The sequence below is a fragment of the Candidatus Poriferisodalis sp. genome (genome assembly GCF_965208925.1).
Classification (GTDB): domain Bacteria; phylum Actinomycetota; class Acidimicrobiia; order Acidimicrobiales; family Poriferisodalaceae; genus Poriferisodalis.
Genome location: NZ_OZ242364.1, coordinates 13294 through 38122, shown reverse-complemented (window position 1 = coordinate 38122; position 24829 = coordinate 13294). Strand labels below are relative to the sequence as shown.

General features: G+C 65.4%; 11 protein-coding genes. 10 read left to right on the top strand and 1 reads right to left on the bottom strand.

Annotated features, from left to right (window positions below):
- The first annotated feature begins 91 nt into the window (after positions 1 to 91).
- From ACOGI5_RS00085 to ACOGI5_RS00050, 8 genes are all read left to right on the top strand, one after another.
- The gene (locus tag ACOGI5_RS00085) at positions 92 to 1255 is read left to right on the top strand and encodes a hypothetical protein (RefSeq protein WP_419862435.1); all 1164 of its coding nucleotides are present in this window, start codon (positions 92 to 94) and stop codon (positions 1253 to 1255) included.
- Positions 1256 to 1353: 98 nt separating this feature from the next.
- Positions 1354 to 3108: a hypothetical protein gene (locus tag ACOGI5_RS00080; protein WP_419862434.1), complete on the top strand. Its 1755-nt coding sequence runs from the start codon at positions 1354 to 1356 to the stop codon at positions 3106 to 3108.
- A gap of 128 nt (positions 3109 to 3236) precedes the next feature.
- Complete coding sequence (locus tag ACOGI5_RS00075; RefSeq protein WP_419862433.1) at positions 3237 to 5378, top strand: hypothetical protein; 2142 nt, start codon at positions 3237 to 3239, stop codon at positions 5376 to 5378.
- A 139-nt stretch (positions 5379 to 5517) separates the two neighbouring features.
- On the top strand, positions 5518 to 7827 hold the full coding sequence (locus ACOGI5_RS00070) for a cadherin-like beta sandwich domain-containing protein (RefSeq protein ID WP_419862432.1): 2310 nt from the start codon (positions 5518 to 5520) through the stop codon (positions 7825 to 7827).
- Between the two features lie 205 nt (positions 7828 to 8032).
- Positions 8033 to 10984, top strand: coding sequence for a Calx-beta domain-containing protein (locus tag ACOGI5_RS00065; RefSeq protein ID WP_419862431.1), 2952 nt, complete (start codon positions 8033 to 8035; stop codon positions 10982 to 10984).
- Positions 10985 to 11274: 290 nt separating this feature from the next.
- Positions 11275 to 12936, top strand: coding sequence for a choice-of-anchor R domain-containing protein (locus tag ACOGI5_RS00060; RefSeq protein WP_419862430.1), 1662 nt, complete (start codon positions 11275 to 11277; stop codon positions 12934 to 12936).
- 804 nt (positions 12937 to 13740) lie between these two features.
- Positions 13741 to 18021, top strand: a complete 4281-nt coding sequence (locus tag ACOGI5_RS00055) for a cadherin-like beta sandwich domain-containing protein (RefSeq protein WP_419862429.1) — start codon at positions 13741 to 13743, stop codon at positions 18019 to 18021.
- A gap of 181 nt (positions 18022 to 18202) precedes the next feature.
- A complete protein-coding gene (locus ACOGI5_RS00050; protein ID WP_419862428.1) occupies positions 18203 to 19450 on the top strand; it encodes an AAA family ATPase in 1248 nt (415 codons plus the stop codon).
- A 27-nt stretch (positions 19451 to 19477) separates the two neighbouring features.
- Here the strand turns inward: ACOGI5_RS00050 and ACOGI5_RS00045 are convergent, their stop codons facing one another.
- The gene (locus ACOGI5_RS00045) at positions 19478 to 21892 is read right to left on the bottom strand and encodes a fibronectin type III domain-containing protein (protein ID WP_419862427.1); all 2415 of its coding nucleotides are present in this window, start codon (positions 21890 to 21892) and stop codon (positions 19478 to 19480) included.
- A gap of 394 nt (positions 21893 to 22286) precedes the next feature.
- On the opposite strand from ACOGI5_RS00045, the gene ACOGI5_RS00040 reads away from it, so the two are divergent.
- Positions 22287 to 24677, top strand: coding sequence for a cadherin-like beta sandwich domain-containing protein (locus ACOGI5_RS00040; RefSeq protein ID WP_419862426.1), 2391 nt, complete (start codon positions 22287 to 22289; stop codon positions 24675 to 24677).
- The gene (locus ACOGI5_RS00035) at positions 24640 to 24774 is read left to right on the top strand and encodes a hypothetical protein (protein WP_419862425.1); all 135 of its coding nucleotides are present in this window, start codon (positions 24640 to 24642) and stop codon (positions 24772 to 24774) included. Before ACOGI5_RS00040 ends, ACOGI5_RS00035 begins: the two co-directional genes overlap by 38 nt.
- The last annotated feature ends 55 nt before the right edge of the window (positions 24775 to 24829 follow it).

Here is a 24829-nt window from a genome sequence, read left to right as displayed (position 1 = left end):
ATGGAAGAGTGCTGACCTGAGTGTGCTGTAGAGTCGGCCCAACAGTGTCGGCAGCTACTCGGTGTCGGCAGTTGCTTCGAAGGAGCGAGTGGTGGACGGTGCGATCGGGCGTTCTGTGCGGGGAGGATCAGCGCGATCGGCGCGCCGCCTCGCAACGGTCTGTGTGGTTGCGGCCGCGCTCTTGGCAGCCGGCTGCACCGCAGACGACGAGCCGCAGGCCGACATGCCCGACGCGTCCGTCGTCGAGACCGAAGAGGTCACTGCGGCGACGGCCGCCCCAGCTACAGCACCGAGTGCGACGACATCGACGCCGGCAAGCGCAGAAGCCGAGCCGGAGCCGGCGGGCGATGATGTCGATTCAGAGCCGGCGGGCGACGATGTCGAGGCCGAGCCGGCGGGCGACGACGCCGAGGCTCAGCCTGACGAGGCAGCGGTCAGCGACGGGCCGCCGCCGAAGTCGGATGCCGCGGCCTACACCCGGTTCGTCGTGAGCCAGGCCATCGACCTCTACGACAGCGCAGGGCTGGACGCGCTGCTTGACGAGGTCAACAGCCCCGACAGCGTCGACGGCCAGTGGTACGTCTTCGTCGTCGACTCCGACGACACGATCATCGGTCACTACGACGACAACCGCCTGGGGGCTGACCTGAACGGCTGGATCGGCACCGACGTCAACGGGTACGTCTTCGGAGCCGAGATGCTCACGGCCACCCAGGCCGGCAAGTGGGTGCCCTACGTCTTCTCCAATCCGGCGAGCGGCGCACTCGGCGACGAAGACTCGTTCGAGTTCAAGAACGCCTGGGTGGTGCGCCACGACGGCCTGTTGTTCGGCTCGGGCTGGTACGTCGACACCGAGGAGTTCGCGCCTCAGCTCTTCTCGGAGGCGGCCGAGCATTTCCGCAGCGGCGGGCTGGAGGCTTTCCTCGAGTTCTCCACCGAGCCCGGAGGCGTCAACACAGGCCTCATACCGCTCGCGGAGTACTACAACCGCACCGTCACGCTCGACGGGCTCTTCACGGGAATCGCCGCTGCTCCCGACGGCACGATCCTGGCACACATCGATCCCGGGCTCATCGACACCGACATTGAAGATCTCCTGGGGCCCGCAGTGCGCAATGCCACCGCCGAAGGCGGCTGGATCACCGCCGACGACAACCCTGAAGGCATCGGCCCCGAGACCATGCGCATGTGGCTGATCGACGTCGACGGAACCCTCATCGGCGGCGGCTGGTACCGCCTCGCTGAAGGCGGCTGAGCCGCGAATGGGGGACAGCTCTGCGCCCGCTCAACGGAGACCGCTCGTTCTGCAGACGCCGCGAATCGTCCGCGGCACCGCCTGAGAAAGGAACCGTCATGGACAGGTCGATCCGCGAAGCTCGCCAGCGCGAGGGTTCTGCTCGGAATGCGCTCGCTCATTGGCGAACGATGCTGTCGCTTCTTGCAGCATTCGTGCTCATGGTGGCGACGACGGTGAATCCCGTCGGCGCTCAGGAATCGTCCGAGTCGTCGCCCGAAGACTCTGTCGGTGACGATTCAGAGACGCAGACAGAGTCGATGCCGCCGCTGGTGATCGGCGGGGGCAACTCCGCCGAAGTTCCCAGCGGGTTTTCTGGCGTCTTGGGGCGGTTCCACATCGTGGCGGATCGTGTCGTAGCGGATGACGACTCCGCTGTCGGCGACTCTGCTGACAGCGACTCGGCGGATGACGACTCCGCTGACACCTGTGCGGACGACGACAATGCTGACGATGAGGTTCAATGGTCGCTGTCCGGCCCCGACAGCGACCTCTTGCAGATCAGCAACAGCGGCGTGCTGTGCTTCGCGGCGCCGCAATATGCGCAATTCGTGGGCGGAAACGACGCCAATGGCGACGACGTGTTCGAGGTCACGGTAGAAGCCAGCACCAGCGCTGGCCGCTCCGGGTCCGCCGACACAAGTGTAGGCGTCATCGGCGACGGACCCCGGGTGATCGACATCCATCTGGGTCCTCCGAACCCCGACGAACGCTTGATCCTCAAGGGCGAGCGTTCTGTCTACTATCCCGGCGACACCATCAGCGCCACGGTCACGTTCGGCTACGGCGACGCTCCGATATCAGTTCGTGTCGGGGGCTCACCTCGGCTGATGCTGAATGTCGGAGGCACAACCCGAGTCGCCGAGTACAGCTCGTCGCATCAATCGCAGGTCTTCTTCGAATACACCGTTGCCGCCGACGATGAAGACGCTAATGGAGTTTCGATTGACAAGAATTCTCTGCGCCTCAATGGCGGTTCGATAGCCGACAGCAACGGAAGCAAGTCGCCCTTGACGAATTCCCAGGTGGCATCCAGTCCCGATCACGTGGTGCGTCCGGTGCCCTTCGAGATAACGGGTCCGACATCGTTGACGAGGTACGGGGGGGCCAAATTCGTCTACAGGTTCACCACGGCTGAAAACAAATGGGTGAGGTGGATTCTGATTGGCCCAGACAGCCAGCACTTCCGAGCATCAGGCGAAGTCGGTGACAGCGGCAAAAGAGTCGATCTGCATTTTGCCAGCCCCCCAGATCACGCCACGCCGCTCGATGACGACGGCCAAAACGACTACGAAGTGACCATCGTCGCCATTGCGGAAGAAGACATCCTCCATGCGGAAGAAATCGGCTTCGACATCGGCAGAATTGGGGGATACGAGGCGTCTATTGACCTCGTGGTGACTGTCGTCGCTCCTCCTCCCGAAATCGACAATATCTCCTTCGGTCAGAGTCCTGGCAGGAACGTCTCATCGGGTACGAGTCTTGATGACGGCAACTACGCCGTCGGCGACGTCATCACGGTGAATGTCGAATTCGACACGAGCGTCACGGTCACGGGCACGCCTCAGATAGCGCTGGACATCGGCGGGGTCGAACGCCTGGCCGATTACCACAGCACTGACGCAGCGGTGGTCGTGTTCCGCTACACGGTCGTCGAAGGCGACGCCGACAGCGACGGCGTGACGATTCCTGCGAATTCCCTGCGGCTCAACGGCGGCACGATCGCCAACGCCGATGGAACCGCAGCCGAGTTGAAGCACACCGCGGTCGAAGGCGGCTCCTCTCAGAGAGTCGCCACCCCAGGCGGGCTGTAGAGCCCCGATAGATCTGGTCCGCAAGCAAGGAAGTTGACATGGACCGGCCAAAGACCCAATTTCGGAGGCCCCACGCCGAGAGGATTGCCGGGCACAACAGCTTCCTGACTTCGGTATCCCGGCGGCTGATGCAGCTTCTTGCTGTGCTGGTGCTACTGCTGGCAGCGGCGGTGAGTCCCGCCGGCGCCCAAGAATCAACTGAATCGCAGCCCGAGGACGCTGGCGGAGAAAGCGCCGTTGACGACCGTGCCCGCACGCTGACGCCATGGCTCCACAGGGTGAGTGAGTCGGGCACCGAGACGAACCGCACGACAGTGCGGGCTGACTTCATTGTTCGTGTCGCATTTCTTCGCGACGGGTCAGCAGTGCAAGTGACGGATTTCGACTTGGACAGTGTCGAAGTGGTCAATGGAACCGTCTTGAGAGCCATCGATCATCATCGCGGCCCGCATATCAAGTTCTTCGAGATTCGACCCGACTTCGGCGCCGACTCTGAGACTTTGACGGTGTCGGTTCCGGCAGGGAGTGTGGAGTTCGAAGGCGAGACGAATGAGGCGGGCTCGATTGAGTTTACGATTGGCGCCCCGTTGACAGTTGCTTGGGAATTGCAGTCTCCCGAGCCGATTGCCGCTGCCGAATTCGATGTTCAACTGCGCCTTTCACACCCGGTGGTTACTACCGCTGATGATGGTACGGCCTTTGAAGCATGGTCGGATATCGACGTCACGGGAGGCTGGATAAGCGATGTTCGGGGCCTGAGCGATCAGCTGTACCACCTCACGCTACGTCGGACTGATCTCGGCCGAGGGTCGGTAACGCTCCATGTGCCCGCGAAGCGGTTCGTGATACGTCAGGCGAGCCAGGTTCATGAGTGGAATCAGGAATCGGAAATCCTGACGGTGACGACGCACCCAGTGCCGCTGACGCTCCAAGGGCGCACGTCCTATGCGGTCCCCAGCGGGTTCAGCGGCGACGTGGGGTCTTTCAGTGCGACAGGTACCAGCGAGAACGTCGAATGGTCACTGTCCGGTCCTGACAGCGACATGTTGCAGATCAGCAGCGACGGCGACCTGGGCTTCGCCGCCGCGTACCAGTACTCAGGCGGCGACGACGCCGACGGCGACGATGTGTACGAGGTCACCGTGGAAGCCAGCACGAGCGGCGGCCGCTCCGGGTCTGCCGACGCAACCGTCACGGTCCAAGGCGACGGGCCTGCGGTGCTTGGCCTCGATTTCCGCCTAGCTGGAGGCCCTGTGTTCTACCCCGGTGACACCATCCGCGTCAGGGTCCACTTCGGCGACCCCGCGGCTCCGCAATGGGCTCAGCTCGAAGAGCCAGTGGTGGTCGATGGTGCACCTCAGTTGCTGCTCAACGTCGGTGGCACTGCACGAACCGCCGAATTTCTCTCCGCACGCGGGCCATATGTATTTTTCGAATACACCGTTGTCGACGGCGATGAGGACAACAACGGCGTCTCGATTGACTCCACTTCCCTGCGGCTCAACGGAGGCTCAATCACTGACAGACGGGGAAGGCACTCGCCGCTGACGCACGGCCCAGTGACGGACAGTGCCCCACACCTGGTTCAGCCGCCGCCTTTCGAGATACTGGGTTCGTCATCGGCGACGGTCTACACCGGAACCGACGAGTCAGTCGGCACCTTCAGCGTTACGAATTACGGCGCGTATGTGTCTTGGTCCTTGGAAGGCGCAGACAAGGACGACTTTCGACTCACCGACGTCGATGATGGGGTTTCACTGGAGTTCGCCAGCCAGCCGCATCACGCCGAGCCACTCGATGCTGACGGTGACAGCGACTACGAGGTGACCATCGTTGCCATGTCGCAAGTCTTCGAGGGTTACGAAGCGACGCTCGACGTTGTGGTGACCGTTTCGGCAGCTCCTCCCAGGATCCAGAGTGTCGAGTTCAGTTCGAGTCGCGCCGGCGGCAACTATTTCGTCGGCGATGTCATCACGGTGAATGTCCGATTCGATTCCGGTGTCACGGTGACGGGCACCCCGCAGATTGCGCTGGACATCGGCGGAGTCGAACGCTTGGCCGACTACGCAGGCAGCGACGGCGCAACGGCCGTGTTCCGCTACACGATCGTCCAAGGCGACTCCGACAGCGACGGCGTGACGATTCCCGCTAACTCTCTGCAGCTCAATGGCGGCACGATCGTCAACGCCGACGGAACCGCAGCCAAGTTGAAGCACAGCGCGGTCGAAGGCGGCTCCTCTCAGAGGGTCGCCGCTCCAGGCGGGCTGTAGGCCCCGACAGGTCACCGAGAACTACCGAGAAAGCGAAGTCGGCATGAACAAGAAAGGCATCCTGATGCAAGGGTCAACAGGCCGAGACAAGAAGTACAGGTTGACAGCCGGGCGAGCCGGCCGGCCGTCCCGACTGCTGATGTCGCTATTGGCTGTCTTCGCGCTCCTGGCGGCGACGGCAGTGAACCCCGTCGGCGCCCAAGACTCGACCGAGTCGACGCCCGAGGAGTCCAACCCAGACCGGGATCCCTCGCGCGATCTTCTGAACCTTGACGATGACGGCCGTCAGTCTCCGATATTGCACGGCATCTGGTCCGACGGCAGCACCGTGTGGGTGAGCGACGGGCATATTGCCGACAAGATATTTGCTTACGACTTCGATTCCGGCGAACGCATTGCCGACAAGGACAATGACGGGCTGCGAGTCGACTGGCACAGAAATGTTCGTGACATGTGGTCTGACGGGACTATCATGTGGGTGGCCATAGATGACAGCCGCGATTGGCTGTTCGCCTACGAGCTAGAGTCCGGCTCGCGCCGGAACGAGCGAGACATCGACCTCAAAGACCCCTACGATGGCGTGTCATCAGCGGAGTGGGCGGCGTACCGTAACGGTAAGCCGAGAGGGTTGTGGGGGGACGGCACCACCCTGTGGGTGTCGGACCACAACGGCGTCATTTTTGCCTACGACTTGGAGACCGGCGCCTTCTCAGACGAACGGTCCTTCAGCACCGGCTTTGGCTTGAAGGACTGGGTGAGGGGCATTTGGTCTGACGGACTCACCATGTGGCTCCTCGAGGGCAAGACCAAGCAGATCTTGGCCTACGAGTTGGCCACCGGCCGCCGTCAGCCACACTATGACATCGACGCCGACGTCGAGGCCTTCTCGCATTACAACTACGACGGCGAGTTCGGTCCTGCAGGCCTCTGGTCTGACGGAACCACGATGTGGGTGCCTATCGGAAAGTTCAGTTCCAACAAGGGAATCTATGCCTTTCATATGCCCGAACGGCCGGCCCTGAAATCGCTCGGACTGAGCGACGCCGGCATGTCGCCCCGGTTCTCGACCGAGACCACCAGCTACCAGAGCGGCACTGTGCCCACCTGGCTCGACTCCGTCACGGTCACCGCCGAGGCGACGTCATTGACCGTCTCCGGCGATGCTCCTTCGGGCATTGTTTCCATCGAACCCGCCGACGCCGATCCGGACGAGGACGGCCACCAAGTAGACTTGAGTCCGGGAGCCAACACGATCACCGTCACTGTCACCGCAGCAGGCGGCGCAGCCAAGGTATATTCGATCGAGGTCGAGCGAGACCATCCCGAGACCTTCGACCGGGTGCCAGAGCACGATGTCGAGTTCTCGCCAGAATTGGTCCAATCTCACGGGGGAAATATCAGTCCTGGCGGCCTGTGGTCGGATGGCACCACCATGTGGGTTGGCGATTATCATTCAAACAGTGTGTTTGCCGTGAACCCCAAGACCGGGGAGCATGAGCCCGCACGCGATATAGGTGTCAGCTACACGATATGGTCATCGGACGGCTTGTGGTCGGATGGCACTACTATGTGGATATCCGACCCGTCTAACCCGAATGAGAGGCGGTTGGCCGCTCACAATCTCGAGTCCGGAGACCACGAGCCTGAGCATGACATCGAACTGCCAGTCGAAAACAGGCGTCCGAGCGGATTGTGGTCTGACGGCACAACTATATGGGTAGCCAATAGATCCAGCCAGAGGATCTTTGCCTATGACCTCGCGACCGGCGTTCTGGATGACACTTTGAGCTTCGAGACGGCCAGCGGCAATCGGAATCCGTCCGGGTTGTGGTCCAATGGAACCACGATGTGGGTGACCGATGACCAAGACAAGACGACGGTCTATGCCTACGCGCTGGAGAGCGGCGCCGCGTTGACCAACTTCTGGTTCCACCCGGATGGCGATGGCGCCAACACGACGAAGCGCTCGCTGTGGTCTGACGGAGACTTCATGTGGCTGGGAGAATTCGCCGAACCCGAAGGCGACGACTTCTTTGGCACAGGCTCGCTCAAGGCCTACAAGATGCCCCCGAGTGCTGCGCTGGAATCACTCGAGATCGGCAGGGCCGTCGATACTGGGAGCGGAAGCGGAAGCTCAGCCAAGTCATCTACTGCCGCGACACCGGCAGAATCACAGATTGAGTACATCGACTTCGGCACGTTCGCGCCGTTCACTCCGAACTACCGGGCGACCGTGAACAACCGCGTGAGCAATGTGTTCGTATCAGCGACCAGTGAGGTGAGCGACGCCACTGTGCAGATCGAGCCCGGCTCCGGCACTGGAAATCGGCACCAAGTGAACCTGGACGTGGGCGAGAACGAGATCACCATCTTGGTTCATTCCGCGGACGGCTCGAACTGGCAGACCTACACGGTCACGATTCACCGGAACCCCGTCGGGGGGCTCTAGGAGAGGCACTGTCAGACCGTCACCCCCCGGAATGACGGCCCTGGCAACCCCGACAGTGACACCCGGGAAGTTTGTGTAAGCGGCGTGGTCTGAGGGTCCGCAGCTGAGGGCAGCGGGGCGTCTTGTTGCGGCTGTGGCGGGTTGGTTCGGGCGTGCTGTTGGCTTGTTGACGTGTGAGACACATCTGGTCTGGCATGCTTGGCTCATGCGGTTAGTGCGTGGGTGGGTGTCGGTGGTCGCGGTTGTGGTGTTGGCGGTGGGTGTGGTGCCGTCGGCGGGTGCGCAGTCGGAGGGTTCTGGTGGTGTGGTGTTGGTGGTGGTGAATGGTTCGTCGTTGGCTGATGTGGGTGTGGCGGCGGGGTTGGTGGCTGGTGGTGTGGGTGATGTGGTGGTGGCTGCGGGGTCTGCTGGTGGTTTGGGCGAGGCGGCTGTGGGGGTGGTTCGGGCTGCGGGGGCGGTGTCGGGTGTGGTGCTGGTGGGGGGCACTGCGGTGCTGGGCGAGGCTGTGGTGGGGGAGTTGGAGCTATTGGCGCCGGGTGTCGCGGTGGAGCGTGTGAGCGGCGCGGATCGTGTGGCGACGGCGGCTGCGGCGGCGCGTCGGGTGCTGGCGGGCCGTTCGGGCGGCGCCGGTGTGGGTGTGGTGTTGGCGGATGGGTGGTCGTTGGCTGATGTGGGTGTGGCGGCTGCGGTGGTGGCTGCGGGCGGCGCGGACGTGGTGCTGTACTCGGACTCAGGGTCGTTGCCTGATGGGACGCGGCAGCTGCTGGCCGATGCGGCGGTGAGCGGGATCGTGGTGGTGGGCGGCGCGGCGGCGGTGCCTGACTCGGTTGTCGCTGCGGCGGCCGGGGCGGCCGGCGGCGCCGGGACAGAGCGTGTGGGCGGCAAGGACCGGGTCGCGACCGCGGCGAGGGCGGCTCGCCGGTGGGCGCCCGATTGCGCGGAGGCCGCTGTGGTGGCGAACGGCTGGTCGCAGGCCGATGTGGGCACGGCTGCGGCGCTGGCGGCGGCGCTGGGCGACAGCGTGGTGCTCTACACGGCGAGCGCGGACGGGCTGGGCAGCGACACCCGCTCGGCGCTGGGACGCATCCGCCCCCAGCTCGCGATACTCGTGGGCGACACCGAAACGCTCAGCGACGACATCCCCGCCGAGCTCGCCCGGCTCGGCCACCCCGCCATACGCGTCACCGACGCTGCTGCTGCTGCCCGCTACGCCCTCGACAACGAACTCCGCAACTGCCGCACCGGCGGATCAAGCGGCCGCAGCAGCGGCGGCAGCGGCGGCGGATCAGGCGGCGGCAGCGGCGGCGGATCAAGCGGCGGCACAGGCGGCGGCGGATCAGGCGGCGGCAGCGGTGGCGGATCAGGCGGCAGCAGCACCCCACGAGACAACGACGACGCCCCCGATGTGGTCGTCAGCTTCGCCGAGGGGTCCTACCGGGTCGAGGAGGGAGGCCCGCCGGTGACGGTCACCGTCGAGCTGTCCGCGGCGCCCCAGCGAGAAGTCTCGGTGCCGCTCGAGGCCACCTTACGCGGCACGAACCGGGCGAACCGGTACTCGTTGTCGCGCAGCGCGTTGGCGTTCGCGGCGGACCAGACCAGCGCGACGTTCACCGTGACCGTTCCCGACGACAGCATCAACAACGACGGCCACCGTCTGTCTGTGAGATTCGGCGACCTGCCGCCGGGGTTCCGTGTGGCAGTCCCGACCACCGCGACCGTCGAAATCGTCGACGACGACATCGAAGTGAGACTGGAAAGAGCGCGCCCGTACGCGTACGAGGGCGGCGACGCCGTGCAGGTCCGTGTCCGCCTCGACAGCCCGCCCGACGAGCCCGTCACGATTCCGCTGACAGCGCGGATGCGGGGCGGCGCTTCTCCTGGGGACGTCAGCTACTCCGTCGAGGACCTCAGCTTCGACTTCGGCGTGGGCGAGACGGTCAAGACCTTCACGGTGACCGCCGTCGACGACACCGACCACGACGGCGGCGAGCACCTGGTCTTCGCCTTGGGAGATCTGCCCCCCGGCTTCATCGGAAGGTCCTCGGTCACGATTCACCTCATCGACGACGACGGACCGTTCTCGCGCCAGGTCGGCAAGGACGTCTCTCCGGTGCTTCCGCGAGACCAGGGCGGCGTGACCGATCTGTGGTCCGATGGGACCTCGGTCTGGGTGCAGGTGAACTCCTATTGGGTCTACGAGCTCGACTTGGACACCGGCGCCTGCCTCAACGTCGATTCAAACTCCGGCGCCTGCCTCAGCACATTCGCTTATCAACAATTGCTGGATCGAAATGTGAACATCAAGGGGTTCTGGTCTGACGGTGAGACCATGTGGCTGGCCGACGACCTCGGCACTGCGGCCAAAGTCGTCGCCATCGACTTCGACACCGGCAGCAGGCTTGCCGACAAGGAGATCGTGCTCCCGCGATTCGACTATCCGGCCGATCCCGAGTCGCTGTGGTCTGACGGAGTCCTCATGTGGGTGCTCGACCAATTGACCATGCGCATACATGCCTACGAAGTCGACAGCGGCGATCATGTGAGTTCCCGCACCATCACTCTTGACCCGCAGATCGCGAACACGCGGGTGGCTCAGGGCATCTGGTCAGACGGCGTCACCATGTGGGTCGCGAACAGCTCCAACAGCAAGCTGTTCGCCTGGGACTTGGCGACCGGCGCCAGGCGCAGCAGTCTGGACTTCACCACCCTGTCGAGGTCGGGCAACAAGCGGATCCAGGGAATCTGGTCCGACGGCGCGACCATGTGGGTTGCCGGGTGGCCGGACGGCTCAGACAGCAAGGTGTTCGCCTACAACATGCCGACTTCGGCGGCGCTGAAATCGCTGTCGGTGTCGGGTGCGGAGCTCGGGGTGTTCCAGACCGGCACGTTCGCCTATGAGGGCACCGCAGCAGCCGGCACCACGTCTGTGACGGTGACCGCGACGGCGGCGTTCGCGGATGACGCGTCGGTGTCGGTCGCGTGGGAGGCTGCCGACGGCACGACCGGCACGGGGGCCTCTGCGACGCTCAGCGCTGGCGACAACACGATCACGGTGACGTCGTCCTATGACGCCGACGGCGACGCGGACACCGACAACGCGGATGTGCGCGTCTACACCGTCACGGTCACCGTGCCCCCGGCAGCCGACAACAGCTGACGAGCGGCACCGAGCACACGCCGTTTCGGAACGAGCGGTGACACGCCGGCGGGCGCTCGGGCGACTGACGCGCCGAGCCCGCGCGAAGCCGCACCAGTCAATAGCATGTCCCTACCAGCACTTGAGTGTCGGCACAGATGTAAAATCGGCTCAGGATGAGCCCGAATCGGATCGTAGGTGGGATGCTCATGGGAGCCTTGGACAAGTCATTGCGGAGCGTCTGGTCGCCACGCCGGACCGCTCGTCGAATAGCTGTTGCGGCGCTCGCAGTAGGGCTGCTGGTGGCCGTCGTGGCGGTCGGACCCGTCTCCGCGCAGGACGAGGAGACCGACTGCGCTGCGAGCACGGCGACTACGTGCTCGGTGACCGTTGGCGGCGCTCAGGTCAGCGGCACGCAGACGTCTGACGACGACGTGGACTGGTTCTCTTTCTCGGCCACAGCGGGACAGAGCTATCTGGCGATCCTCGGGTCGCAGCGGTACCTCACCGGGGTGTATGACAGCACGGGCAATTTGCTGCCGGGCACGAACCGGCCGTACCAACAGAATGGCGGCCTGGGCCAGATCAGCTACGCGTTCGACGAGCGGGACCGCCTTGGCAACTACCAGGGCTTCTCGGTCAGCGAGACCGGTACGCACTACATCTCGGTGAACAGAGGGGGCCTCTCGTTCCATGACTCGTATTACGTGGAGCTCAAGACGCTGACCGACGACTTCACCTCGACCACTGCGACCACCGGGACGGTGGCCGTGGGCGGCTCCATTGACGGGAACGTCGACTTCAGCTTCGATGTGGACTGGATCAAGGTTGTCTTGGAGCAAGACGTCGACTACGTCGTGACCATGACCGCCCGTCCCTTCAGCTCCGCTATGCGTTACCACTTCGGGCGGTCCCACATGATGGCGGAGATCGTCGGCATCTACGACTCCTCGGGCACCAAGCAGGCGAGGACCTCGGCAAAGCCGGCCAATGAGATCGACTACGACTTCGACGAGGCCATCGTCAGGTTCGAGCCTGCTTCGGCAGGGAACTACTTCATCGCCGTCACAGGGCACGGCACCGACAACGGCCCCTACGCGGTCTCGGTGGTCGGGGATACGGCGATCAAGTTCGGCTCGCCGGCCTATGCGGCTGTGGAGGGCGGCACCGCAGTCACCGTGGAAGTGGTCGTTTCCGAGGCTCCCACGACAGCGGTGACGATCCCGCTGAACGTCTCCTATGGCGGCGACGCCACAGCCGAAGACCACTCCGCGATCCCCGCGTCGGTGACCTTCGACGTGGCTGCGACCACGGCGACCTTCACCGTTTCGGCCAGCAACGACAGCGACGACGACGACGGCGAATCGGTCACGATCAGCTTCGGCGACCCGCCGTCGGGCTACGCCGCCGCGGGGCCCACCACGGTGAGCTTTGTGGACAACGACGGCCCGGTCCTGGTCGGCAATACCGGCCAAACCGAGAAGTCCGCCGAAGCCCTCGTCGACCATGACTACGCGCAGCGGTTCACAACCGGCAGCAACACCGGCGGCTACAACTTGACCAGCGTCGATGTCCGCCTCGAAACCGAGCGCGGCAGCAGTGTCGCTGCCCCGACGGTGAGCCTCGTCAGCGGCACATCACCCAGCACCGGCACCGCGACCGCGCTCACGGCTCCCGCCTCGCTCGATGCAAGCTCGGCCCCCAAGAAATACACCTACACCGCCCCGTCGGGCACCAGGCTTGACGCTTCCACCAGCTATTGGATCGTTGTCGAATCTGCCGCGACCGGCGGCGAACACGTCCATTGGACGGTCACCGAGTCCGACGGAGAGGACCGCTTCTATCCCGGCTGGAGTATCGAGCACGAAGTGTGGCGCCGCAGCGCATCCGCCGTCGGTTCCTACACGGCCCAACCAGACCCAGGCCGTTCCATGATGCTCCAGATTCACGGCACGCCAGTCGGCGGTCTGTAGCTCCACAAGGTCGGGTGGTGATGACTCGGTTGGGTGTGTTCGGGCGAGGCTGGCTGGGCCGGGCGGCGCGGCTGGTTGCGGTTGCGGTCGCGGCTGGGGTGGTGGTGCCGGTTGGGTCTGGTGGCGCTGGCGCGCAGGAGCCTGCGGCGTTCTCCCGGTTGCCGGATGCGGAGCTTGACACGCTGGCTGCGGCGGGCAATGAGTATCCGAGCGCGTTGTGGTCGGACGGGGCGACGCTGTGGGTGGCTGATCTGGTCGAGGACAAGGTGTTTGCGTACGATCTCGCGACTGGCGTGCGCCGGCCTGGCGATGATGTGGATTCGCTGCGTGGGGCGGGCAACACGTATCCGATGGGAATGTGGTCGGACGGGTCGGTGCTGTGGGTGTCCGACGGCGCCGATTCCAAGGTGTACGCGTACGATCTGGCCACCGGTGCTCATCTGCCGTTCTTGGGCATCGAGACGCTGGCTGCGGCCGGCAACAATTGGCCGCGGGGGCTGTGGTCGGACGGCTCGACGCTGTGGGTGGCCGATTACTGGGACAGCAAGGTGTACGCGTACGATCTCGCCACCGGTGAGCGTCGGCCTGATGATGATGTCGATTCGCCTGATGCGGCGGGCAATGACCGTCCTACGGGGTTGTGGTCGGACGGCTCGACGCTGTGGGTGGCCGACATGGCCGACGACAAGGTGTACGCGTACGACTTCTCGACGGGCGCGCGGCGTCCTGCTGGGGATTTCGACACCTTGGCCGCTGCGGGCAACGGCCGTCCGGCGGCGCTGTGCGGACGGGTCGACGCTGTGGGTGGCCGACAGCGGCAAGTCGAACGACGACGGCGAGTCGAGGCTGTTCGCGTACCGGATGCCCGACAGCGCGCTGCTGCGGTCGCTGACGCTGAGCGGCGTGGACTTCGGGGTGTTCTCTGCGGGCCGGTTCTCCTATTCGGTGCGGGTGCCGTCAGCGACGACGCAGACGACGGTCGCTGCTGCGGCCGCTGCGGGCTCGGGAGCGTCGGTTGTTATCGCGCCCGCGGACGCCGACAGCAGCACCGACGGCCACCAGGTCGACTTGTCGCCGGGCGCGAATGCCATCACGGTGACGGTCACCAACGGGACGCTGACCGAGACCTACAACGTGGCCGTGGAGCGCTCCTCGCTCGGCGCGGTCGACGACGACGCGTCGCTGAGCGCCTTGAGCCTGAGCGGTGTGGACATCGGCACGTTCGACGCTGCCGATCGCCGCTACGAGGCAGTCGTGCCGTCCACGGTCGCTTCTGCCACGGTGACTGCCACCCCCACGGACCCCCATGCGTCGGTCAACATCACGCCCGCGGACGCGAACTCCGATCCCGACGACGGCCATCAGGTAGCGCTCGGGGCGGGCGCCAACAACGTCGCCGTCACCGTGACTTCGTCGGATCTGACCGTGTCGGCGGTGTACACGGTGCGCGTCACCCAGGTCGACGCTCCCGCCGTCACCGACGACGCTTCGCTGAGCGCGCTCACCCTGGCCGAGACCGACACCGACACCGCAGTCGGGATCGGCACCTTCAGCGCCGACGCCTACTCATATGCCGCTGCGGTGGACAGCTCGGTCGGCTCGGTCACCCTCGCGGCGACGCCTGCTGACCCGCACGCGTCGGTCACCGTCACACCCGGCGACGCCGACACCGCAACTGACGGCCACCAGGTCAGCCTCGCCGCGGGCGCCAGCACCGCCGTCACCGTCACGGTGGTCTCCTCTGACCTGTCCGCCACCGCGCAGTACACGATCAGCGTGGGACGCGCCTACACCGACGGCGTCATCCGCCTCGACCCCGACACCACGCCCGTCGCGTCGATGTGGTCCGACGGCGACGTCTTGTGGGTCACCGGCCCCGACTGGGTCCACGCCTACGACCTCGACACCGGCGCACGCCAGACCGACCGTGACTTCCGGCTCACCCACGTGCACGACATCCACGGCGACGACCTCAACGCCGGCAGATTCGAAGGAGGAGGCCTGTGGGGCGACGGCGAGAACCTCTACGCCCTCGAAGGCCTCTACGGCGGGCTCTACGCCTACGACCCCGCCACCGGCGCACGCCGACCCGCACACGACCGCAACGGAACCAGACCAAACCGGCCGTCGCCGGTGGTGTTCCCGATCGCCGATTATGCGCCTGAGGGCATCTGGTCCGACGGGACCAACATGTGGATCGCCGACAGCGAGTTTTCGCAGATCTTGGTCGTCGACCTCACCACCGGCAACTACCGTCACGGCGGGCGGCCCTTCAGCACTATCGGCAGCATCGGCGGGCGCTTCGGCAACCGTTCCCCACGCGATGTGTGGTCAGACGGCGAGATCATGTGGGTGCTCGACGACGACGACGACAGGATCTACGCCTACGCCTACGACTGGGACTACGTCGACCGCCGGACCAGCTTCGAGATAGGCACGCTGGGCAGAGTCGGCAACGACGATCCCGCTGCCATCTGGTCCGACGGCGACACCATGTGGGTGCTCGACAGCGAGGACCTCATCGTCTACCCCTACCCGATGGCACCGCGTGCGCGGCTGGCGAGCCTCTCGTTCACCGACGTCAGCTTCCGCGGACTGCGCCCGAGGGTCGACACCTACAAGGCCGCGGCCGACAACACCGTGAGCGCCACCACCGTCGCCGCAGCCGCCACGGAATCCGACGCGACGGTGACCGTCAGCCCCGCCGACGCCGACAGCAACACCGACGGCCACCAGGTCGACCTGTCGCTGGGCTCCAACACCGTCACCCTCACCGTCACGCTCGGCACCCAGGTCAGGACCTACACCGTGAACGTGGTCAAGCACGACGTCGCGACCCTTTCCTCGGACGCATCGCTCAGCACGCTCAGCTTCAGCGGCGCCTCCACGTTCAACCCCGATGATTGCCCCTGCAGCGCCCAAGTCGACAACGACGTCACTCAGACCACCATCACCGCTGCTGCGACGGACCCCAACGCGACAGTGACCGTTTGGCCCTATCACACCAAGAGCGATGCCGGCTACCAGATGGGCCTCGCAGAGGGCGGTAACCGCCGCTTCACGATCACCGTGGTGTCCTCGGACCTGTCGACGACACGGCTGTACACCGTGAACATATATCGCCCTCCTGCAGACAGGTTGCCGAAGAAGAGCACTGGCCCGAGCCTGCGCGGCTTGTGGTCCGACGGCGAGGTCATATGGGCGGCCGAGCAGGAGTCGAACACGCTGTTCGCCTACGACTTGGAGACCCTCGCGCGCCTGCCTGACCGCGACTTCGGCGGATTGGAGAGCGGCCACGACACGGTGGTCGGGTTGTGGTCCGAGGGCGACATCATGTGGGTCGCCGTCACTCGCTACGGAATGGCCCGCGCCTACGAGTTGTCCACCTGGGAGTACACGTCAAATCGCGACGTCACTATCTCGTGGTTCACCCCTGCGCGCCCGGCAGGCCTGTGGTCGGACGGAACGACCATGTGGTACACCGACCGGAAGCACCAGCGGATCTTCGCCGTCGATCCGGCCACCAATCAGCGGGTCGGGACCAAGGACATCCTCGGTCTGGGAAGACACGGCAACGACACTCCCGGCGATCCGTGGTCCGACACGGTCACGATGTGGGTGCCCGACTACTGGGATTCGAAGCTGTACGCCTATGAGCTCGCCACCGGCGATCGCCAGCCGCAGCGCGATGTGGAGGTGCGGGGGCCGAACGGCGAGGTGGTCCGCCCGCAGGGAGTGTGGTCTGACGGTCACACCATGTGGGTGACCGACCATCTCAGCGAAAGCATCGTGACCGTCGATGCGCCGGTGAGCACGCTGCTGACGTCGCTGGCGCTGAGCGGCGTCGACTTCGGCACTTTTGACAAGGGGACGAGGGACTACTCGGCGACGGTGGCCGCCACAGTGAGTTCGGCCACGCTCACCTATGAGGCGTTCGACCCCGAGGCCGAGGTCGTCGTCTCGCCCGCCGACGCCGACACCGGCGCCGACGGCCACCAAGTCGACCTTGCCGAAGGCGCCAACACCTTCACGGCGACGGTGACTGCGCCCGACGGCACAACCACGGTGTACACCGTCACCGTCGAGCGGGCCGCGGCGTCGCCGCCTCCGGATGTGCGATTCGTGCCCGGTGAAGACCTCACTGCGCAGAAGCAGTCCGAGGAGCAGCAGTCCGAGGAGCAGCAGTCCGACGAGCAGCAGTCCGAGGAGCAGCGGTCCGAGGATCCTCAGCAGGGGGAGTCAGAGTCTGGTGAGGAGCCGTTGGGGGTGTTGGAGCAGCGGGTGCTGGCGCCTGATGAGATCGGCTCGGTGGTGGTGTCGAGCGGTGCGCCGGGGGAGCTGTCGGTGTCGTGGGCGGCGCCGGGTTTGGCGCCGTTCGGGTATCGGGTGATGTGGGCTCGGGAGGATCTGGGGTATCTGTCGTATTGGCAGGCCGATGAGACCCATCGGGGCAACGTGTGGCCTGAGGGCGACGCCACCTCGGTCACGCTCACCGGCCTTGAGGAGGGCGCTGTCTACAAGGTGCAGATCCGCGCACGGTTCCGCAGTCTGGAGGGCAAGGTGTCGGCGTCGCCGTGGACTGATGAGGTCACGGCGGTGGTGTCGTCGTCGCCGGTCGCCCAGCAGCAGCAGGCCGACGAGCTGGGCTCCGATGAGCAGCAGTCTGACGAGTCTGAGCAGCAGGCCGACGAGCCCGAGCCCGAGTCGGTATCCGATGAGCCTGAGCCGGTGGGGCCGGCGTTGACGGCGAGTTTCGAGGAACTGCCCGATGCGCATTCGGGTGCGGGCACTGATTTGGTGGTGCGGGTGCGGTTCAGCGAGCCGTTGGCGGTGAGCTATGTGACGATGCGCGACGGCGGTGCGGTGTTCGTGCAGTCCCCGCATCGGGTGGTCAAGGCCAAGCGGGTCGAGGGTCGCAGCGATCTGTGGGACATCACCATCAGGGTCGGCGATGATCGCAGGCTGTCGGTGACGGTGTTCAAGGGCTCCGGCTGTGACGGCGAGCATGCGGTGTGCACTGCGGACGGGCGGCCGGTGTCGCAGGCGGCCCAGGTCTTCATCGAAGGGCCCGACACCAGCAGCTAGCCAGGCTGCGCAGTGACCGGGTCGCCGAGACCACCGCAACCGTGCCCGCGTCCTGAGCATCAGCAAGCCGAATTGTGCTGACTGTGGCATCAGTAAACTGATTGACACATGTCAATGTTGACGGAAGCAGCGCTGAGCGGATTTCCTACGCGAAAGTTGACCATACATGTAGCATGCATGCGTGGCTGAGATCGACTTGTTCGGCGATGCCGTACCTGCTGCCAAAGGACGCAACCTTTTCACACCCGGGTTCGGAACGCCTCCTTACCGGCTGGTCGGCCGCGAGGACGAGATCGGCGAGATCGAGGGCGGCCTGCGCAGCGGGCCTGCCGATCCCAGGTTCGCGTCGTTGCTCCTCGGCCCTAGGGGATCGGGCAAGACCGTGATCTTGAACGAGCTGGAATCGACGGTTGCGTCGAAGGGATGGGCTGTGCTGTCAGCGGACACCAGCGCTCCGGGGATATACGCAAGGATGGAGCGGGCGATCCGCAAGTACGCAACGACAAGCGAGGACTCCCCCGAGGGGCTGCTGCCTCCCGACAGGGAATCTGAGACCGAGGTGTCCGTATCGGTCAAGGTTGCATCCATCAGCAGGCGATCCAAGCGCCGGACCACGCCTTTGCCGAACATCGAGGAATCGCTGGAGATCATGGGGCTCCATGCCCAATCGAGAGGATCGGCTGTCTTGGTGACCGTCGACGAGATTCATTCGGGCGATGTCGAGGAGTTGCGCAGCTTCGCGTCCGACATGCAGCGTCTGATCAAACGCAGGCTGCTGCCGATCGCGTTCGTCGGCGCTGGTCTGCCGAATGTGAGGAATCTGTTCCAGCGCGAGAAGATCACATTTTTCCTGCGATGCCATGATGAGCCGATCGGTTCCTTGAATCAGTCCAGCGTGTTGTCCTTTCTCAGCAACACCTTGACAGACGCCGGTCGCGAGTACACCGCCGATGCTGTGATGGAAATGGCCTCAGCATCCGGCGGATATCCGTACAAGATGCAGCTGATCGGCGACGAGGCATGGAAGATCAGCGGGTCCCGAAGCAAAGTCGTGGACAGTGTGATAGCGGATCTCGCCATCCGCGAGGCGTCCAACAAACTCAGGCAACGGGTCCATGAGTCCCTATGGCACGATTTGCCTCGATCAGACCAAGCAATCTTGAAGGCAGTCGCTCAGCATGGCGGCCTCGTAGCCAGGCGCACGTTAGGCGCATCTCTCCCTCTCGAGTCGTCCCATGTGACTCACAGAATCAAAGAACTCGTCGACATCGGATGCCTCGTTCGTGACGGGCGAGGCCCTATCAGACTCGGGCCTCTCGCGTCGATGCATCTCATCGAAGACATCATGAGCGATGAGAAAGAATCGGCACTGGCCACGACAGCGGAACATGCAGCAGAGCACACTCCGATGCCTGAGCCAAACAGATAGAGGCCCCGGCTCTGATCCCGAAGGCGACTACTCATCGGTGTCTTCGATGAGTTCGGCCAGCAGGTCGAATGCGGGAATGCTCTGGTATCGATACCACGCATAAGACCATATGGACAGACGGAAATCGCCGATGGACCAGCCCTCGGCTGCATCCTGGTCAAGCGATTTCGTGCCCTGAACGACCCATCTCTCGCCCGATGCGCGGAGGTCCTTGTTGTGAATCGTGAACGACAACCAGTACGTGGTGTCGGGCTCGAGGATCACCGAGCCCGACGGCACCGTGAAGACTGCGTCAACGATGGTGTGCACATTCGCGTTCAGCGACCAGCGGTCGCAGTAGGGAAGCGGCAAGAATCGACTCGGATCGGTGAGGGTCGCCAGCAACGTGCCACATCCGCCCCCGTCCCATGGGACTGACCGGTCGGCGGACTCCCATATCACACCGCCGGGCGCGGAGCCGTCGTTGCTGTGCAGCGTCACGAGCGGGTCCGGAGTTGTGCAGAGACTGTCCCCGCGCCGACCGCGTACCTTGATGCCGTTGAACCGGTACCGCCCAGCGCTGCCGGTGGTGAACGAAACCACCTGGGGCGCCGGCCCCACGGTCGCCTCGCCACTTCTGACATAGCCCTCCCACGGCCCGTCGCTGTTGCCGAAGCGAAGATTGGAGACCAAGACCCCTTCGGCCAGCTCGGCTTCGTCGTCGGTGTTCTGCTGGGCGGCGACGGGCTCTTCCTCGTCGTCGTCTTGTTCGACGAACTCGACGAACTCGATCTGCGGTGGGGACAGCTCGATCTGGGGCTCCTCGGCGTCCTGATCGTCCTGGGTGCCCTGCCCTTGGTGCTGGGAAGACTCGCCGTCGTCCTGTTCGTCGCGCTGTTCGGCCTGCTGCTGGGCGAGCAGCGTCGTCGCTGAGTGCACGGTCGCTGTGGTCTCGTTGGTCCACGGCGACGCTGACACCTTGCCCCGGGCGTCGCGGAACCGCGCCCGCAGCTGCACCTTGTAGGCGGCGCCCTCCTCGAGACCGCTCAGGGTCACCGACGTGGCATCACCTGAGGGCCACTCGTTGCCGCGATGAGCCTCGTTCGCGAACCGGAACGACAAGAACTCCAGATCCTCACGCGCCCAGCTCACCCGGTACTCGAACGGCACCAGCACCGGCGCCTCCCACGACACCGTCAACTCACCCGCAGCATCGCTCGACACCACCACCGCGCCGATCTCGTTCTCAGCCCGCACCACCGCCTGCTGCTGATCGGCTTGGTCAGCCTCTTGCTGCTGCTCCTCGCCCTGCTGATCGTCGCCGTTCTGCTGACCGTCGGCCTGCCCATCAGCCTGACCCTGCTGCTGTTGGTCCTGCTGCTCGTCGGCCTGGTCCTGCTGCTCGTCGGCTTGGTCCTGCTGATCTGCCTGCTCTTGCTGCTGCTGCTGGTCCTGCTGCTCGTCGGCTTGGTCCTGCTGATCTGCCTGCTCTTGCTGCTGCTGCTGGTCCTGCTGCTCGTCGCCGTTCTGCTGCTCGTCGGCCTGCCCATCAGCCTGACCCTGCTGCTGTTGGTCCTGCTGCTCGGCGTCCTGCTGCTGACCCTGGTCCTGCTGATCTGCCTGCCCTTGCTGCTGCTGGTCTTGCTGGTCGGTTTGGTGTTGGGTTTGGGGCGGCTGTGCGGTGTTGGGTGCCATGCGGTAGGCGAACACCTGGTGCTGCAGGTGGTCCAGCACCCACATCGTGTCGCCGTCTGACCAGATCCCCGCCGGCTCGGAGTTCCCCGCATCAGCCAGACCGTCGAACCCCGACTGCGGCCTCGCCTCGCCCGACGCCACCTCATAGGCCCGGATCGCCGCCGCGGGGCCGTCGGCGACCCACATCGTGGTCCCGTCGGACCACAGCCCACGCGTGCCCGACCCCACCACCCCCGCCAGCGACCGACCCTCCAGCGTCTCGCCGGTCGCGGCGTCGAACGCCGCCAACACGCCCCCGCCGGGATCGGCCACCCACAGCGTCACACCGTCAGACCACACATCACGCGGCGAGAACCCCGGATCCACCGTGCGCGCCGGCGACAACGCGCCGCTGGCACGATCGAACCCGTACACCTTCTCGCTCGCCAGATCGCTCACCCACAGCACCGACCCGTCGCCGCCGATGCCCATCGGCATCCAGAACCCCACCGCGGACCCGTCCACATCACGGCCCGCGCGGCGCTCGCCCGACCCCAGGTCATAGGCCAGCACGCTGCCCGCCACCGGATCGCTCACCCACAGCGTCACACCGTCAGACCACAGCGAATACGGCAGCACATGACCCGCGCCCAACGAAACATCGCTGCCCCCCACACGAACCCACGCCGCACCGCCATCGCCCGCACCAACATCCTCAGCGCCCGCCGGCGCCGCAACACCGGCCACCAACACGATCGCCAACACCGCCGACCACAACCGACGCACCACACCGCCAACCGCACCCCGAACAGACACCCCAAACCCCCAGCCAAACCAGCCTGACACCATCATGCCAGCCCACACACACCACCAACGCTGCGGAAGCGTGCGCGGACCCGCACCGTGCAGGCGGCACCCTCCTCCTAGCCCGTGAGCGTCACCGAGATGGCTCGGGGGAGTCTGGTCCAATGGCGCGACCACGGCCGACAGGATCATCATGCTCGACGACGCATCATCGGCCGTCGGCGGATCCGAGCTCTGTGCGCCCGCAGGCACTGCGCCCGCCCGACACCGCGTCACCCAGAGCACCCCTATATCGATGGATCGGCATGTATGAGCTGGTCAAATCAAGGTGAGCTAGCCTCGATGGGTGTCCCGGGACACGCAAAACCCGAGGTGAATCATGGCCCCAAACGCCCAGAAGCTCGGTGCGCCGCGCAGGCGCACCGCGATCGCAGTCGGCGTGCTTGGGCTGGCCGCGATGGCCGGTTCGGGGTTGGTGCCGCCGGCCTCGGCGCAGCCGCACACGGCCCTCACCGCGCTTGAGCTGTCGGGTATCGCTCTGCCAGGCGGGTTCTCGGCGGACACCTATCACTACGAGGTCCGGCTGGAAAGCGCCGACTCGGTGTCGCCCACGACGGTGTCGACAACGACAGTCCCCGGTGCCGAGGTTGCGATATTGCCCGGCGACGCCGACCCCGACACCGACGGCCACCAGGTCGAGCTGTCCGCCGGACCGAACACGATCGGCGTGATGGTGCTGCACGACGCCCAGGTCGACGTCTACACCGTGGCGGTCTTCGTAGCCGGCACGGCCCTCAGCGACACGGCGACACTGTCGGCGGTCTCGTTCAGCGGCGCGCAGCCGTTCGATTTCGACGGCAGCGATCTCGACAATGCCGAATATGTGCTGGCGCTGCCCGCGTGGCAGCAGTACACCACCGTGAGCGCGGCGGCGACCGATGCATCCGCCGAGGTCAGGTACTACCCGCGTGACGCGGACATCACCACCGAGGGCCACCAGATCCGTCTCGACCGCTGGCTCGCCACCACCGCGCGGGTGGAGGTGGTGTCGGGAGACGGCAGCACCCGCAACGAGTACGTCTTCCGCCTGGGCCGGGACACGGGCTCGGTCGGCGCCTACGGCGATCTCCATCCTGACAACGACGCTCCGAGGGGCATCTGGTCTGACGGCGAGGTCATGTGGGTCATGGACACCAAGGACGTTCGCGTCTATGCCTACGACCTCGAGACCATGGCGCGCCTGCCCGAGCGCGACATCTCGGATCTCTCCCGTGTGCGCACCGGCGACTCGGCTGTGCCACGACGACCCGCCGGCGGCCTCGCATCGGACGGCGAGCTGATGTGGGTTGCCGAGCGCCTTGTCGAGTCGGGGCTGAACCGGTCTCCGAGGCAGCCCAGCGCGGCCCGGGTCTCCGCTTACCGGCTGGACACCGGCGAGTACGCCGGATCTGAGTTCTGCCTCGGGAAACTGGGCAACTACGGGTATCACTACCAGAACGAGGAGGCCACGGGCCTGTGGGTGCACGACGGCATCTTGTGGTCCGCCGACCCCGAGGTTGCCTGGAACACCAGTCACGAGGCCTCGCTGTGGGCCTACGACATTTCCACCGCGAGCTGCAGCACCGACGTCAGAGCCATCGGCGACTACACCTCGCGCATACACCTCGAGCGTGCGCTGCTCGACACGCTGTACCTCGAAGGCAACACCGACCCCGCAGGCGTGTGGTCTCCCGACGGAAGGCACATGTGGATCGTCGATCCCGCCGACGACCACATCTACGTGTACGACAACACCGCCGAGTCGTACCCCTACGCAGGGATATCGAGACCGTCGCTGGACACGCGCCTCGAGCACTTGGAGATCGACGCGTCGCTCATGCACGCGGTGGGCAACGACGACCCGTGGGGCATCTGGTCCGACGGGTGGCGGCTGTTCGTGTCGGACACGGTCGACCGCCGCGTCTATGTGTACGAAATGCCCACGGCGGCGCTCGAATCGCTCGAGCTCACCGGCATGGACATCGGCGAGTTCGACTCGCTCGAACCCGTCTACGACCTCGTTGCGCCCGCAGTCACGACGTCCACCACGATCGCCGCCGCGGCTCACATGGCGGAGGCGAACGTGACGATCGTGCCCGAAGACGCTGACCCGGCCGACGGCCACCAGGTGGAGCTGGCCGAAGGCGCCAACGAGATCACGGTCACGGTGGCCAACGGCGGAATAGCGCGCACCTACACCATCAATGTCACCCGGCTCGCCGAGATCCCTGCCCAGCAGCAGGGGGAGCTGTTGGGTGAGGAGCCTGAGGAGTTGGTGGCTGCTGAGCAGCGGTCCGAGTCGGGGTCTGACGGGTCTGACGGGTCGGGGTTGCCGCCGTTGACGGCGGGTTTCGAGGGTGTGCCTGATGCTCATGGGGGTGTGGGCACTGATTTGGTGGTGCGGGTGCGGTTCAGCGAGCCGTTGGCGGTGAGCTATGTGACGATGCGCGACGGCGGCGCGGTGCTGGTGAGTTCTGAGCATCGGGTGGTCAAGGCCAAGCGTGTGGAGCGGCGCAGCGATCTGTGGGACATCACGATCAGGGTCGGCAGCGAGGGCACCCTCACGGTGACGGTGCCCGAGGGGTCGGGCTGTGAGGGCGCGAATGCGGTGTGCACCGCGGACGGGCGGCCGGTGGCGCAGCGGGCGCTGGTGTTTGTGCCCGGTCCCGGCTCTGATCCCGACGACCCGCGCGTTGACAGGTTCGGGCCCCACGCCCTCGACGCCGGCTGAGGGCGAGACCGACGCCCACCACCCCGACACCGACAACGCCGATGTCCGCACCTACACGGTGACCGTCACCGTTCCGCCGGCAGCTGACAACAGCTGACGGGCGGCACCTGGCACCCGCAGCGGCTCCGCCGCGGGTGCGTTGAGGTTGTGCG

Coding starts and splice junctions, on each gene's coding strand:
- ACOGI5_RS00080 (WP_419862434.1), top strand. CDS start 1,354: ATGGACAGGTCGATCCGCGAAGCTCGCCAGCGCGAGGGTTCTGCTCGG.
- ACOGI5_RS00075 (WP_419862433.1), top strand. CDS start 3,237: ATGCAGCTTCTTGCTGTGCTGGTGCTACTGCTGGCAGCGGCGGTGAGT.
- ACOGI5_RS00070 (WP_419862432.1), top strand. CDS start 5,518: ATGTCGCTATTGGCTGTCTTCGCGCTCCTGGCGGCGACGGCAGTGAAC.
- ACOGI5_RS00065 (WP_419862431.1), top strand. CDS start 8,033: ATGCGGTTAGTGCGTGGGTGGGTGTCGGTGGTCGCGGTTGTGGTGTTG.
- ACOGI5_RS00040 (WP_419862426.1), top strand. CDS start 22,287: ATGGCCCCAAACGCCCAGAAGCTCGGTGCGCCGCGCAGGCGCACCGCG.